This window comes from Streptacidiphilus sp. MAP5-3, from assembly GCF_041262505.1.
Classification (GTDB): domain Bacteria; phylum Actinomycetota; class Actinomycetes; order Streptomycetales; family Streptomycetaceae; genus Streptacidiphilus.
On sequence record NZ_JBGCCL010000021.1, the window covers coordinates 1 to 13,186 of the forward strand.

The 13,186-nt window shown below is 70.7% G+C and carries 18 protein-coding genes and 2 pseudogenes; 13 read left to right on the forward strand and 7 right to left on the reverse strand.

Going from position 1 to position 13,186, the window contains the following annotated elements; translation table 11 throughout:
• A pseudogene (locus tag ABH928_RS25950) lies at nucleotides 1-207 on the forward strand (hypothetical protein); the annotation flags it as partial.
• Nucleotides 208-240: 33 nt separating this feature from the next.
• On the opposite strand, the gene ABH928_RS25955 reads toward ABH928_RS25950, so the two are convergent.
• Together ABH928_RS25955 and ABH928_RS25960 are read right to left on the reverse strand one after the other, a co-directional pair.
• The gene (locus ABH928_RS25955; protein WP_370070625.1) at nucleotides 241-723 is read right to left on the reverse strand and encodes an SPW repeat protein; all 483 of its coding nucleotides are present in this window, start codon (nucleotides 721-723) and stop codon (nucleotides 241-243) included.
• Nucleotides 724-1,076: 353 nt separating this feature from the next.
• Nucleotides 1,077-1,703, reverse strand: coding sequence for a GAP family protein (locus ABH928_RS25960; RefSeq protein ID WP_370070627.1), 627 nt, complete (start codon nucleotides 1,701-1,703; stop codon nucleotides 1,077-1,079).
• A gap of 711 nt (nucleotides 1,704-2,414) precedes the next feature.
• Between ABH928_RS25960 and ABH928_RS25965 the strand changes: the two genes are divergently transcribed.
• The 5 genes from ABH928_RS25965 to ABH928_RS25985 all read left to right on the forward strand — a co-directional run bounded on the left by ABH928_RS25965 (nucleotide 2,415) and on the right by ABH928_RS25985 (nucleotide 4,158).
• Nucleotides 2,415-2,741, forward strand: coding sequence for a DUF3040 domain-containing protein (locus tag ABH928_RS25965; RefSeq protein ID WP_370070629.1), 327 nt, complete (start codon nucleotides 2,415-2,417; stop codon nucleotides 2,739-2,741).
• A 35-nt stretch (nucleotides 2,742-2,776) separates the two neighbouring features.
• Nucleotides 2,777-3,343 carry a universal stress protein gene (locus ABH928_RS25970; RefSeq protein ID WP_370070631.1) on the forward strand — a complete coding sequence of 189 codons (567 nt, stop codon included), beginning with the start codon at nucleotides 2,777-2,779 and terminating at the stop codon, nucleotides 3,341-3,343.
• A 115-nt stretch (nucleotides 3,344-3,458) separates the two neighbouring features.
• The gene (locus ABH928_RS25975) at nucleotides 3,459-3,644 is read left to right on the forward strand and encodes a YegP family protein (RefSeq protein WP_370070633.1); all 186 of its coding nucleotides are present in this window, start codon (nucleotides 3,459-3,461) and stop codon (nucleotides 3,642-3,644) included.
• On the forward strand, nucleotides 3,644-3,769 hold the full coding sequence (locus ABH928_RS25980; protein ID WP_370070635.1) for a hypothetical protein: 126 nt from the start codon (nucleotides 3,644-3,646) through the stop codon (nucleotides 3,767-3,769). Before ABH928_RS25975 ends, ABH928_RS25980 begins: the two co-directional genes overlap by 1 nt.
• Nucleotides 3,766-4,158, forward strand: a complete 393-nt coding sequence (locus ABH928_RS25985; protein WP_370070637.1) for a hypothetical protein — start codon at nucleotides 3,766-3,768, stop codon at nucleotides 4,156-4,158. Before ABH928_RS25980 ends, ABH928_RS25985 begins: the two co-directional genes overlap by 4 nt.
• A 21-nt stretch (nucleotides 4,159-4,179) precedes the next feature.
• Here the strand turns inward: ABH928_RS25985 and ABH928_RS25990 are convergent, their stop codons facing one another.
• Nucleotides 4,180-4,572 (reverse strand): hypothetical protein, encoded by a 393-nt coding sequence (locus tag ABH928_RS25990; protein ID WP_370070639.1) that lies wholly within the window; start codon nucleotides 4,570-4,572, stop codon nucleotides 4,180-4,182.
• 665 nt (nucleotides 4,573-5,237) lie between these two features.
• Between ABH928_RS25990 and ABH928_RS25995 the strand changes: the two genes are divergently transcribed.
• The 3 genes from ABH928_RS25995 to ABH928_RS26005 all read left to right on the forward strand — a co-directional run bounded on the left by ABH928_RS25995 (nucleotide 5,238) and on the right by ABH928_RS26005 (nucleotide 7,382).
• Complete coding sequence (locus tag ABH928_RS25995; protein ID WP_370070641.1) at nucleotides 5,238-5,636, forward strand: STAS domain-containing protein; 399 nt, start codon at nucleotides 5,238-5,240, stop codon at nucleotides 5,634-5,636.
• 277 nt (nucleotides 5,637-5,913) lie between these two features.
• Nucleotides 5,914-6,636: an ANTAR domain-containing protein gene (locus ABH928_RS26000; RefSeq protein WP_370070643.1), complete on the forward strand. Its 723-nt coding sequence runs from the start codon at nucleotides 5,914-5,916 to the stop codon at nucleotides 6,634-6,636.
• Nucleotides 6,637-6,641: 5 nt separating this feature from the next.
• Entirely contained in the window at nucleotides 6,642-7,382 is a 741-nt protein-coding gene (locus ABH928_RS26005) for a GAF and ANTAR domain-containing protein (protein ID WP_370070645.1), read from the forward strand.
• Nucleotides 7,383-7,429: 47 nt separating this feature from the next.
• Here the strand turns inward: ABH928_RS26005 and ABH928_RS26010 are convergent, their stop codons facing one another.
• From ABH928_RS26010 to ABH928_RS26020, 3 genes are all read right to left on the reverse strand, one after another.
• Nucleotides 7,430-7,933: an inorganic diphosphatase gene (locus tag ABH928_RS26010; RefSeq protein WP_370070647.1), complete on the reverse strand. Its 504-nt coding sequence runs from the start codon at nucleotides 7,931-7,933 to the stop codon at nucleotides 7,430-7,432.
• Nucleotides 7,934-8,285: 352 nt separating this feature from the next.
• Nucleotides 8,286-9,425, reverse strand: a complete 1,140-nt coding sequence (locus tag ABH928_RS26015) for an SPFH domain-containing protein (RefSeq protein ID WP_370070649.1) — start codon at nucleotides 9,423-9,425, stop codon at nucleotides 8,286-8,288.
• A 354-nt stretch (nucleotides 9,426-9,779) separates the two neighbouring features.
• Entirely contained in the window at nucleotides 9,780-10,259 is a 480-nt protein-coding gene (locus tag ABH928_RS26020; protein ID WP_370070651.1) for a DUF5994 family protein, read from the reverse strand.
• A 476-nt stretch (nucleotides 10,260-10,735) separates the two neighbouring features.
• Here ABH928_RS26020 and ABH928_RS26025 point away from each other — a divergent pair, with 476 nt between their 5' ends.
• From ABH928_RS26025 to ABH928_RS26040, 4 genes and pseudogenes are all read left to right on the forward strand, one after another.
• Complete coding sequence (locus ABH928_RS26025; RefSeq protein WP_370070653.1) at nucleotides 10,736-10,906, forward strand: hypothetical protein; 171 nt, start codon at nucleotides 10,736-10,738, stop codon at nucleotides 10,904-10,906.
• A gap of 89 nt (nucleotides 10,907-10,995) precedes the next feature.
• Nucleotides 10,996-11,373, forward strand: a pseudogene (locus ABH928_RS26030) (DUF5994 family protein); the annotation flags it as partial.
• A 131-nt stretch (nucleotides 11,374-11,504) separates the two neighbouring features.
• Nucleotides 11,505-11,693 carry a hypothetical protein gene (locus tag ABH928_RS26035; RefSeq protein ID WP_370070855.1) on the forward strand — a complete coding sequence of 63 codons (189 nt, stop codon included), beginning with the start codon at nucleotides 11,505-11,507 and terminating at the stop codon, nucleotides 11,691-11,693.
• A 57-nt stretch (nucleotides 11,694-11,750) separates the two neighbouring features.
• The gene (locus ABH928_RS26040) at nucleotides 11,751-11,954 is read left to right on the forward strand and encodes a hypothetical protein (RefSeq protein ID WP_370070655.1); all 204 of its coding nucleotides are present in this window, start codon (nucleotides 11,751-11,753) and stop codon (nucleotides 11,952-11,954) included.
• A 26-nt stretch (nucleotides 11,955-11,980) separates the two neighbouring features.
• Here the strand turns inward: ABH928_RS26040 and ABH928_RS26045 are convergent, their stop codons facing one another.
• Nucleotides 11,981-13,186, reverse strand: coding sequence for a PP2C family protein-serine/threonine phosphatase (locus ABH928_RS26045; protein WP_370070657.1), 1,206 nt, complete (start codon nucleotides 13,184-13,186; stop codon nucleotides 11,981-11,983).

Below are 13,186 nucleotides of genomic sequence, written 5' to 3' on the forward strand. Positions count from 1 at the left end.
GCCCAACGCGAAGAGGTGATCCGCGTCTACACGGCCGATCGCATGGAAACCTCCCGTGCCACCATCCGCCGCCTCGCCGAACGCAGCAACGCCATGCGGCAGGAATACACCGCCCGCTATTCGACGCTGCGAGCCCGCCTCTTCGGCTGGTCCCTCGCCGCTACGGCAGTCGCCATCCTGATTCAAGAGCTACTTGTCGGTCCGTGAACCGCGGCGCACAGCCGGTGCGCAGAGGCCGGATCACGCCCGGCGGGCCCGGCGGGCCTGGCGCTGGAAGAGCCGCTCGGAGAACTTCAGCGCGAAGGCGCTGTAGAGCGCCAGCACAATGAGCACGCCTCCGGTCACCACATCGACGACCGCCGCATCACCCGCCTCAGCATAGCTGGTGTAGCCCACAACGAACGGAGCGACCAGCAGCCATGCGCCCGCCAGCGCGACAACCCCGTCGCTGACCCTTGAGGGGTCACGCATCAGACGCGCCAGGGCGTTGAGGAAGACCACGATCCCCACCATGATCTCGTTCAGGTGGGCGTCCTGGGCGGGCCCGGTCTGCGGGTAGTCGAGCACCCAGAGCGTGACGAACAGCCAGACCCCGATCGCCAAGAGCGGATAGCCGACGGCCTGCCGCTGGTCCGCCCACCACAGCGGCCGCGGTGGGGTGATGAACTTGGGCGGACCTACGCCGACACTTACAGGAGCTGACGGTGACGCCACAAGAGCCATGGCAATCCTCCGGTCTCTGTACCCCGGGTCGATAGCAGCAGCACCGACCTGCTGCGGAGCGATCCCTTGCATTATCGCTCCGCGTGCGGATGCCGCGCCCGGCGACCAAGGCCTGGTCCGAGCCCCAGGTCGCGGCGGCCCCGGCAGCAACCGGCCCAAGCCGAGCGTCGCAGCCTGCTGGGCCGCGCTGCCCGCGAGCTCTCACGGAGCGAGGCCGGCAGCCGGGGAGCGCGGCCGTCCCACAGCACCGCGACGATCACCACGTTTCCCGAGAGAATGCCCGCCTGCGCCGAGCACGTCCGACCGTTTCCGGCAGTGGAGACGCTGTCTGTCTGTTCGCCGGACGGCGCGGGTCAGCCGACTAGTTGAGAGATGCTCTTGCTGACCAGCCAGAGGCCGGCAAGCAGGGAGATCGCGACGATGGCCTGGTCTTCGTGGCTCTCGATCCACCCGCTGAGTCTCGTCAACCGGTCCTGGGCCGCCTCTGGTGCGAACGTGGCGTAGAGCTGCATCACCAGGAGACTCGCCGTGGAAAGCAGGCAGAACCCCGTGAGGGCCAGGTAGGTGGCGGCTCGGGACATGTCGGCGTCGACCGCCGTCGCGCAGCCGGCTGCGACGAGTCCCCACGGCTGCACCAGAACAGCCAGTCCCGACGCGGTCCAGACAGAGACGCGGTTGAGCCGGGCGGTCCACGCGGGTCGCGTACGAGGACGGCCGAGTCGGCGGCGCCTGTGTGCCCCGTAGGCGATCAGCCCGACGCCAAGAGCCAGTTTGATGCCGAGGACCGCGGTGGAGGACGTGGAGCTGCGCGCGGGCGGGGTGCCCCCCGTCGCCAGCACCACGAGGGCCAGGACGAGGACGAGCGACGAGAGCCAGGCCAGGATGAACGCCAGCCCCTTGTACAGTCCCCGCTCTGCGGACAGCAGGAGGATGAACGTGATGACCGGCACCGGCTCGAGTGTGATGGCCAGGCCGAACACGGTGAGGTCAAGAACCATGGTGATCGGCGGCCGGAATTGTGACGACCGTCGTGCCCGTAGGGTGCGTCGGAAGCGCGCAGCCTTGGCTTTCCTGGTGAAGAGCCCCGCAAGACACCGAACCACTCCTCCTGTGCAGCTTCACGGGGTGACGACGGGGAGGTCGTGTCGGGGGCTTCAGGACAGTCGGACCCCAGGCGTCAGGCACCATCCCAACACGGACAGATGGAATGCGCATACCGTGACGTACCTCGGCCGGCGAGGCTCCCTGCCCCGAGCCACCAGGGCAAGATCCGCCGACGGCGCGGTGGACCGGGCCGACGGCGACGCCTCCGGCCGGGCCGACCGGTGCTTCGGCTGGTCCGGGACAGCGGGACAGTCCGTGCGGTGTCAGGCTGCTGCACCACGGCGTAGAGTCGATTGCGGATATGCGTTATTGGCGGGTTCGAACGCCCGAAGCCCTGTGCTCTGGCGCCTCGGCCAGACCGACTGAGTCGGCCGCTCCAGCGGCGACCACTCCAGCTGCCCCAGACCCCGGCGGTGTCCCAGACTCGACAGCCGAGGGGCCTGGATGTCCGCGAACAGCATCACCGCCCGATCAGGGACGCGCCGGGCTGCGGCTGATCTCTGGAAGCTCGGCTGGGCTGGTCCGATTCCATGCCAACCTGCTGTCGGCGCCTGAGTCCCAGAACCGGAACGCGGGAGGCGCACGCGATGCTTTCCCAGTACGAGCGACGCGCATTGTCCGACATCGAGGAGCACCTGCGCGCGAGCGAACCCGACCTGGTGCACCTGCTGGAATGCTTCCACGCCTGGGCTCCGCCGCGACACCGCCGCCACAGTCTCCGCCGCGTGGTCGGGCTGGCCGGGCTGGCGCTCGGCGCCTTCCTGCTCGCCGTGGCATTCACCGTGCGCAGCGCGGATGTGCTTCTGCTCGCCGTCACGGTCCTGTTGGCGGACGCGGCCTGGTGGACGCTGCTCGCCGCGATAGCACTGGCCAGACGGCGGGGCCTGAACAGCCGAGAACCTCAGCGTTGGTGACACCGGGCCAGGTGAAGCGAGGACGGTGATCGACCATGCGGCAGCGGAACCCCGGCCGGGTCGTCGTCGGTGTGGACGACTCGCTCGCAGGGCTGCGGGCACTGCGCGAGGCGGTGGAGATGGCACGTCGCCGCGGCATGGAGGTGCGAGCGGTCCGGACGTACCGTCCGCCGGCCGAACCAGAAAGCGGAGGGTGGACCACCGGAGTGGGTCCCCAGCCCTTCGCGGCGGAGGACCCCCGGTGGGCGCTGAAGCGAAACGCGCTGGCAGCCGCTCGGCACGCATTCGACCAGGCGATGGGCGGCGTGCCAGGTGACGTGGTGGTGTCCATCGAGACCGAGGGCCTCCCCCTGCACCAGGCGCTGACGGCGTCCGCCTGCCGGGACGAGGACCTGCTCGTCGTCGCCGCACCGCAGCGGCGTCACTCGTGGTGGCCGCCCCGACGGTCCGTCGCCCGGCGCTGCATCACCCGGGCGATGTGCCCGGTCCTGATCGTCCCGGCACCACAGGGAGCACGCGAACTCGGCGGCCACTGGCAGCCCTGGCACCGACGGCAACGCCGCCGGGAACTGAACGCCCTCCTCGACGAACTCACCGCGTAGCTGCGGCCCGCCGTGATGCCGTGCCGCGTCGGTGAATCGCCCATGGTCCGAGATGCCGACCCGCCACCCTGGTCGCACCCTGGAAGCCAGGAGACCAGGACCACGGGAGGCCGGCATGCCCGCGCACTTCGAAGTCTGGCAGGCCGAGAACAACGAGTGGCACTGGCATCTCAAGGCCGACAACGGCGAGACCGTGGCCGAGGGACAGGGCTACGCCTCCCAGGAGGAGGCGAAGGCGGGCTGCGAGGCGGTCAAGCGCGCGGCCGCGGAGGCCCACATCGTCGAAGCGAAAGCAGCGTGATGTCGATGTTGCCGGTCGACCACGAGCTGCACGTCGGGCACCGCCACGTGCCGTTCGGGCACGAGCAGGCCGCGCTCTGCAGCGTCGCCCGCACGGGGACGTTCGTCCGAGTGGAGGTGGGGTGAGCAGCCACCGTGTGATCGTCTACGGCATCGAGTCCGGCCCTGGGCACCCCGTCGGCCGCCCGGTCGAGGTCGACGGCCGCGACGTCGGCGTTGCTGCCGACCTGGCCGATCTGTGGCTGCTCCTGGAAGAGCACGGCGTGTTCGACACCGCTGACGTCGAGTGGCGCGACGGTGGGCCCGACCACTGGGAGAGTGCCGGAGAGCCGACGCCCGTCGAGAGCATCGCGCCGATCCCTGCCGGACAGTTCGAGAGTCTGCTCCGGCGGGCACGCGACGGCGACCTGCCGCGTTGCCCGAGGTGCGGCCGGGTGCCGACCGCGATCGAGTTCGAGGGTGCGGCGGGCCGGCCCATGCTGCGCTTCCGGCCGTGCGGTCACCGGGTCGAGTGATCCCCGGCTGTTCGGTCGACCTCAGGATGCTGCTGCGACACCCTCTCGTCGTCGTGCCTCGTCGACGGCCGCGCGCAGGCGCGCCGCCTGCGCCTGCGGATCGGCCACGGAGAGGGCGACGCGGGCGAACTCGGCCGGCGGCCGCAACTCGACCAGCAGGACAGGACCGCGCCAGGGACGCACTGCGATCCAGTCACGCCCGGCCGGGTGCTGCCACACCCCCAGCCACGCCCTGTCGGGGATCGACAGGCCGCTCTCTCGGCTGCCGCGCAGGCAGCGCCATGGCTCGGCGAGGACCTCGACACGCGCCACGACGGTGAGGGGTACGCGCACCGGCCCGTGCCGCATCACCGGTCGTTCAAGCCAGGACGGCCGGGCCACCAGCTCACCGCCGTGAATCGTCAGCCGCGCCATGACCGCCTCCAAGCCGGTTCGGGCCCGAGTCCCTTCCCCATCGCTCCTGCTCCGCGAAGCGCCGCCGCAGGACTGCCAGGTCCGCTACGGCGACCGCCGCGAACACCGCGCACACGGCGGCGACAGCCGCGTCGAAGCCTCGGTCGGCGCGTGGTGCGCCCGCGGCGAGGACCGCGAACCCCGCCGCCCCCGCGACGAACAGACACGCGAACACGCGCGCGAGCAGACGTCTCGCCGGCAGATCGCTCCGCGCCCACCGGGCCTCCTCGCCGGTGTGCCGCCACCGTCGGGCCGCGCCACGGGCACGGCGATCCGCCGCGCGCAACCGGAAGGTGCGTCCGGCGTGGTGATGGGCATCGCCGCTGGCCACAACCGACATCTACCCGCGCGTCGGGCCCGCACACGCGACCAAGGACCTGCCCGTCAGCGTCAAGAACCGGCCCGCGCTCGCACAGTCCGGCATCTCCCACGCTCCGGGTGGTAGCAGCGGGCCTCGGCAAGTCGTACAGTTCGCAGCAGAACATCTGTTTGCCTGGTCGGCGCGCACGGTCGAAGCCGGTACGACACAGCTGCCCCAACGCTCGGCCCCAGGCCGCTTCTGCGGCCTTGCTCCGACTGCCCCAGACCACGGCGGTCTCACAGACGAGACAGCCGAGGAGATCTGGATGTCCGTGGAGAGCATCGTGACTCGATGCATGATCATCAACCACCGCCTTCCCCGGCCGCGAGCGGGGGCGGCGACGTTCACGGTCGAGCGGCAGGATCGCGGGACCAGTACAGAGATCACCCTGATCGGTGAGATCGACCTGGAGTCCGCCCCACTGGTTCGCCAGACCCTGACTCGGTGCCTGCTCGACGGCATGCGCAGCATCGATGTCGATCTCAGCTACGTCGACTTCTGCGACTGCAGCGGCGTGAGCGCGTTCCTGGACGCCTACCACCGCGCCGCTGCGGTAGGCGCATCGGTGCGACTGCACCACCCGGCACCGACGATTGCGCGATTGTTCGCCCTGACCCGTACCGAGAACGTCCTGCTCGCGCCGCAGCCCGCACGCCCGGCGTAGTGCCGGTCCGCCTCCCCGCATCCGTTTCGGGACCGGGCCGGTACCGCAGATCCCGGACGCAGATCCCGGACTACCCTGTTGACGTAGGTTCTCGGTCGTTCCCTGCGCACCGGCGCGGTGGGGAGCGCGGTACGGTGGTCCCACCGGGCGGGAGCTGCGCCCTCCTCGCCGGCTCTCGGCGGGACGTCCCGTTCCCACCTGGGGAGGATCAGGCGGGCACCGACCTGCAACGCCCCCAGGGTCGTCTGGAACAGGACAACTGGTGATCAGTGACGGCATGGCCGAAGTTCTGCGACTGCTCCAGCTCGACGACGGGTTCGACGCCACAGCGGACGTCGCTGCCCGGGCCGCTGAAACCCTGGGCGTTGCCGGGCTGACGGTCTCCCTGGCGACCGGGGGTGACCGGGTGGAGCTGATGTGGTGCACCGACGAGGCCGCCGGCAGGTTCGAGGACCTGCAGTTCACCCTCGGCGAGGGCCCCGGTCCCGAGGCCGTGCGCAGCGGCGCGATGGTGCTGGTGCCCGACCTTGCGCGGGTGCGGCCCGACCGCTGGCCGGCTCTGAGCGTGGAGGCAGCCGGACTGGCGGCCCGCGCGGTGTTCTGCTTCCCGATGGGCATCGGGGCGATCCGCGTCGGCGTGCTGACCCTGGTGCGCCGGACGGCGGGGTCACTGGCCGACGGGCAGGTCGGTGACGCGCTGGTCCTGGCGCACACCCTGGCCGGGCACGCTCTGGGGAGCGTCCTACCAGGCCTGGACGGGGCCGTTCCGGCCGATTCCACCGACGTTCTGTTGCACGCGGTCGTGCACCAGGCCACCGGCATGGTCAGCGTCCAGCTCGACGTGCCCCTGACTCAGGCTCTGCTGCGGCTGCGCGCGCATGCTTACAGCAGCGGCCGGCCACTCACCGACGTCTCCCGGGACGTGGTCGCGCGACGACTGCGCCTGGACCTCAACGGCAACGGCAACGGCACTCCGTTGCCCGTCTCAGACAAGGACTGATCGCCATGGCCCGCGAGCAGCAACTCACCAAGATCTTCGTGGAGGTCGCCGACTCCCTGATCGATGACTTCGACCTGATCGATTTCCTCCAGCGGTTGTCCGAGCACTGTGTGCAACTGCTGGACGTTGCGGCGTGCGGGGTGCTGCTGGCCGACGAGCACGACGTGCTGCAGGTGCTGGCCGCCTCGGACGAGAACACCCGGCTGCTGGAGCTCTTCGCCCTGCAGCACGACCAGGGCCCGTGTGTCGAGTGCTACCGCAGCGGCCGGCCGCGCACCAACATCGACCTGGAGGACCCGAAAGTCACCAAGGCGTGGCCGCAGTTCACCCCGGCCGCCCTGCAGTCCGGCTTCCTGTCCACCAACGCGATCCCGTTGCGGCTGCGCGGGCGCGTCATCGGCGCTCTCGGCCTGTTCCAGACCAGGGACAACGCCCTGAGTGACGCGGACACCGCCCTGGCCCAGGCGCTCGCGGACGTGGCCACCATCGCCATCCTGCAGCAGCGCACCCTGGCCCACAGCGAGACCGAGCGCGGACAGCTCCAGTACGCACTGACCAGCCGGATCGTCCTGGAGCAGGTCAAGGGCATCCTGGCCGAGCGCTGGCAGGTCACCCCGGACGAGGCGTTCGCGGCGTTCCGCGTCTACGCCCGCTCCCACCATCACCAGCTCTCGCACCTGGCCCGGTTGATCGCCGACGGCGAATTCGACACCGACCAGATCCCCCGCTCACCCCAGCCCCGCTGACCTCGCCGAAGCGGCGAAGATCGCCGGCCGCTCCGCGCAGGGGCGGATCAGAGTTCGTCCGGCGCCGGTCCGCTGTGCGTCCGGGCGCGTGCCGCGGTGATCTCCTGCTCGGCCGCCGACCGGGCGAGCCAGGACGACGCGCCGTCGAACGACTTGCCGGGTTCCAGATCCTTGTAGACCTCGAAGAAGTGCTGGATCTCCCGGAGGTCGTGGGCGAACACGTCGCCGAGCTCGTGCAGGTGGTCCATCCGGGGGTCGGTGGCCGGGACGCACAGCACCTTGTCGTCCTCGCCCTGCTGGTCGTTCATGCGGAACATGCCCAGGGCACGGCAGCGGATCAGCACCCCCGGGAAGGTGGGGTCGCCGCCCAGAACGAGTGCGTCCAGCGGCTCGCCGTCCAGTCCGAGCGTGCCTTCGACGTAGCCGTAGTCGGCCGGGTACCGGGTGGAAGTGAAGAGCATCCGGTCCAACCGGATGCGCCCGAGAGCGTGGTCCATCTCGTACTTGTTGCGGGATCCCTGGGGGATCTCCACGACGACGACGAAGTCCATGTCCCGCTCCTGCCGACGACACGAATCAGACGACACGAACCAAAGGCCGAGGCTGAGCCACCACCTGCGCCTGGCCGCGCCCGGGGAATACCGGCGCAGGCCAACGGCCGCCTCCAGGTTACGGCCGGGACACCCTGGCCGACCGAGCGACACGGCCGGGGCCGGGACAGGCGGTCCGTCGGCAGCCTGGCACCACCGATCGGCTGGTTTCGAACGGGGCGTCATCACCGCCGAGCGAGTGAGCACTTGACCGACCGGGCGACTCCTCTCCGCGAGGCGTCGCCCGGTCGGTCAGCTGCTCACGCGGACCGGAGAGACCACGCTCCCCGGTCTCCACGGATCCGACCCGGTGTCATTCCACCGTGCCGAGGTGCCGTGCGCGCGGTGTTCCCTCACCGTCCGGGAGCGTGCGGGAGGTGCCGAGGTTCTGTCGGACCGAGTCCAGGATCGTCAGGCCCTGCCCGACCAGCCCGGCCGCGATCTCGCCGAGGCCGTCCGCGCCGTTCAACACGTTGACGTTCGCGCCGGCCAGGCCGCCCGCCGCCTCCTTGACGATCAACGGCAGCTGGTCGATCAGCATCCGGTCCAGGGCCACGCGGTCGTTGGACGCCGCCGCCTCCGCCTGGATCTTCATCCGCTCGGCCTCCGCCAGCGCCAGCACCCGGATCCGCTCCGCCTCCGCCTCCGCGGGCCGCACGACCTCCGCGACCAGCTGCTGCTCACGCAGCTCCGCGGCCCGCTGGGCCAGCTCCGTCTGTGCGGTCAGCACCTCCTGCTGGGCGTGCGCGGCGGCCAGCGGACCAGCCTGCGCGGCCTGCGCCTGGGCCCGGTCCACCTCGGCCGTGTACTGCGCCTTCACCACCGCCGTCTGCCGGGCGTACTCGGCCTGGTTCCGGGCGGCGGCCTGCTCCGCCTCGGCGGAGGCCTGAGTGGCCTGGGCCTGGGCGATCTTCGCCTGACGCTGGATCGCGGCCTGGTGCGGGGCCGCCATCGCCGCGATGTAGCCGGTCTGCCCGTCGTCGATCGACTGGATCTGCAACGAGTCGACGATCAGGCCGATCTTGCCCATCTCGGCCTTGGAGGTCTCCAGCACCTCCGTGGCCAGCTTCTGCCGCTCGGTCACGATCTCCTCGACCGTCATCGAACCGATGATCGACCGCAGGTGACCGGCGAAGATCCGGCCGGTCAGCACCGACATCTGGTCCTGGTCGGACAGGAACCGCTGGCCGGCGTTGACGATGCTCTCCTTGTCGTTGCCGACCTTGAAGGCGATCACCGCCCGCACCGTCAGCGCGATGCCCTGGTGCGTGACGCAGTTCTCGTCGACCTCCGCCTCGCACATCGCGAGGGTCAGGAAGCGGGTCTTGCGGAACACCGGCGAGACGAACGCGCCGTGACCGGTGACGACACGGAACGGGGCCGTCCCCATCCCCCGTCGGCCTCCGGAGATCAGCATCGCCTGGTCCGGAGCCGGAACACGATAACCGAACATGGTCATCTCCTCTGTCGCCACCACCCACGTGGGATCCGATCGGGTCGTCCGGTGGCGACCTGCTCCTCCGGGCGTCGTCGCTGCCGAGGCCAACGATCGGACCTCGGCCGCGCGCCGCCCCGGGCCGAAGGGGAATCCACTGGGGAGTACATGCCGATTCGGAGATCAGGGGTGTGTCACTTCCATCGTGCACCCAAAGGAGCACCAAGGTGGCAGGTCGACGGCACGTTCTTTGCCGAGGCGGCAAGGAACGTGCCGCGCGGACTCCGACAGCCGCCACGGTTGCGCCAGGCCGGATGCGGGCGATGCGGACCTCCCGCGTCCGCCGAGCTCCGTCGGGCGCCTGATCGGCGGTCACCCGGCAGGTGTGATACCGGTCTTGACGAAGATCTGCTGGGCCGTGTCCGAGGCACCGGCCAGCACGGCCGCAGCCATGGCGGCATGCGCGGCCGCGGGGTCGGCGTCGGGAGGGACGACCAGGAGCAGGAAGTGGTCGTGGGCGCCGCGGGTGAGGATCACGGTGTCGTCGCCGACAGGGAACCAGTCGATGTGGACGACGCGGTCGTCGACGGTCATCCGTCCCGGTACGTCGTCCCAGGCGGCGGCGTCCAGGCCCACCCGTTCGATCGGCCCCACGGACTCCGCCACCGCCGTGACCAGTGCCGGAAGCTCCTTGGTCAGGTCGCGTGAGCGCGGCCACCAGGCGCCGTCGTGAGTCCCCAGCCGGGAGGCCGTCGTCTCCAACCGCAGCACCACCGCGCCGGGCGCCTGCGGCCAGTCGTGCGTGTCCGGTAGCAGCCGTCCCGCTGCCGGCGTCGAAGGATCGACACTCATGGAACACCGCCTGTCCGCCGCGGACCACCGCGCCCGACGGCCGACGTCGGTCGGCCCGGAGGCCGACGCGCCGAGCCGCTTCGGGCCCGATTCCACGCTACTCCCGTGGGGCCGCGGTGGCGTGGCTGCCGGCGGGCCGCGCGAGGCCGCGGGCAGCGAGCACCCGCACCCCGGCGAGGTCCGGTCCCGGCGACGTTCCCGGGCCACGCCGGAATCGGGGACCCGGGGTCGGCCCCCCGCGGCATGGCGCGGAGTAGGCTCAAATCACCGAGGGTTTTCCGAACACCGGCTGCAGTGCCCCTGTCGTTCTCGGCGAACGCCGACACCGGGCCTGCGCGCAGGCCCGGGGACGGGACGCGCACCATGTCCGTGTCACTGCTTCGGCTGCCCTCCGTCACTCTCCCCCCGCCCCGGGCGGAGTCTCCCCCGCTCAGGCCCATCGGCCGGATCCTCGTGTCCGAGGGACGGTGGGAACGATGACAACGCTCTTCACCGTCCTCGCGCTCGTCGCCATGATCAGCGCCTGCGCGCTGCTCATCCAGCTGGCCAACGCCCGGCACGCCGCGCTGCCGACGACGGCCCAGCCGCACCGTTGGCACCTCCACCGGCTCGGAACCGGCGCCCGGCGGACGAAGCGCGGTCCCTGACGACCGGTTCCGAAGCGCCACGAGGCCAACGATACGAACCCGGACCCACGACTGGGACCGGGCCGGCGACGGAGAAGGCAGTCACCCCCATGACCACGAACACCGGCCCCGCGCTCGCGGCCGTCGCGCAGGCCCGACCTTCGCTGCGGCTGGCGCTGACCCCCGAGGGTCCGCCGTCCCGACTCAGCGGCGCCTGGTGGCCGCACTCACACAACCTCTCCGAGCAACTCCCCGACTTGATCGAAGAGTTGGACGGCATATGGGGTCGCATCACCGGGGCCGCCGTCCAGGTCACCGCGTGGACCGAGCTGTCCCACAGCGTCCCGGCCGGATCCCACGACGTACGAGTGAACTGGCACGAGCCCACCCACGATCCCCACGCGATCACCCTCTTCTCCTACCGCATCGGGGAGTGGGAACTGCTGGTGGTGCCACCGGAGAGCGCCCCTCGGCGGGCGAATCGGCTCATGGCGGCCGCTACGCGTCCTGGCAACCGGCAGACCGCCCGAGCGCTCCTCGCCGACGGCCCCGAAGCCCCCGAAGCCCCCGAAGCCCCCGAAGCCCCGACACCAGGCAGCGACCGCGAGGAGCGCCCGCCATGCCAACCCCGGCAGCCGTCTTCACCACCAAGACAAGCGACATCTACCACTCCCGCGGGGACTGCACGATATTCCTGGCAGGCCAGGACATCGCGCGCACGAACGACGGCGGCACTCCCGACGTGATCCTGGTTCCGCTCGGCGAAGCCCTGGCCCACCGCCATCCCTGCCCAGGATGTCTGCGCTGACCGGAGACCCCGTGCCCCCGACGTGCAGTGCCCGCGCGGTCACAGGAAGCTGGAAGCATGGAACCGCAGGTTGACCCCTACCGGCCCGCCGTTGTCCGCTTCGCCGGCGATGTGGAGGTGGACGGGCGGACGTTCAGCGGCAACATGCGTCTGTCCGTCTGGATCCACGACGCGTGGATCCATGTCCGTGTTCCGGGCGCGGCAACCCCCGACTACTGTCTGCCCGTGCATGCGGTGGCAGGGGTGCACTGGGAGGACTGACGGCTGATTAGGAAGAGTTCGAAGGGTCAGCGCCACTCGATCATGAACAGGGTGGCGTCGTCGCTGGTCTGGCCGCCCCGTCGCTCCTTGAGGCTGTGGGAGAGCGCCCGCACGATCGCTCGCACGCCGTCGTCGACGCGCTCCAACTGGTTGACGGCCTCGATGAGTTGCTCCTCACCGAACTGCTCGCCGCCCGCTCCGCGTTCCTCGACCAGGCCGTCGGTGAAGCACAGGACCTGGTCGCCGTGCCGCAGCTCCCGCTCGCTGACCACCGGCGCCTCGCCACCGAACCCCACCGGCAGCGTGGTCGCACCCTCCAGCCGCTCCACGACGACCCGGTCCCGGATCAGCAGCGGCGCGGGGTGGCCCGCGTTCACCCACTCCAGGTGGCCGGATCTGGTGTCCAGGCGCATCATCTGGGCGGTCACGAAGTGATCGATCCCGAACTGTTCGGCGATGGCGCTGTCCATGAAGGAGTAGATGTCGGCCAGGCCGACGTCGGCGCGCCTGGCGTGCCGGTACGCGCCGATGGCGACCGTCGCCATGGTGGCGGCGTCCAGTCCGTGGCCCATCGCATCGATCGTGGCGACATGAAGCAGGTCGTCGTTGAGGGCGTAGTCGAAGCTGTCGCCCGCCACCTCGTACGCCGGTTCGAGGATGCCGGCCACGGCGACACGGGGGACGGACATCGAGAGCGGGGGCAGCAGGGACCACTGGATCTCCGCCGCGACGCTCATCGGTTCGAGGCGCCGGGTCTGGCACAGCCGGTCGGTGTAGCCGTTCTTGGCGAGTAGGAGACCCGCGACCAGGCGTGCGAACTGATGCAGCAGCCTCCTGGCGGCGTCGTCCACGGCGTCCATGGTGAGTGCCATCACTCCGACGTGGTTGCCGCTGTCGGACAGCGGCAGGTACAGCCGCACGCCGTCGGCCTGTGGGACCTCGGCCGGGGCGCCGCGCAGGAAGGTGGCGCCTGCGGTGGTGTCGGCGATCGGTTCGGGCGTTCCGGCGGTCAGGCCGCGGCCCGGTAGCGGAACCAACGCCGTCTGCCCGTAGTCCGGCAACAGGATCGACAGCTCTCGGCCGCCGAACTTGTGCGCCGTGCCGACGAGCAGGGGCGCGAGGAGCTGCGGCGGCAGCTCCTGGGCCAGGTCCATCAGGGATCCGAGCAGACGTTCACCGAGCCCGTGCGGGTTGCCGGGATGCGCCCCGACCAGCCACCGCTCATCGCTCAT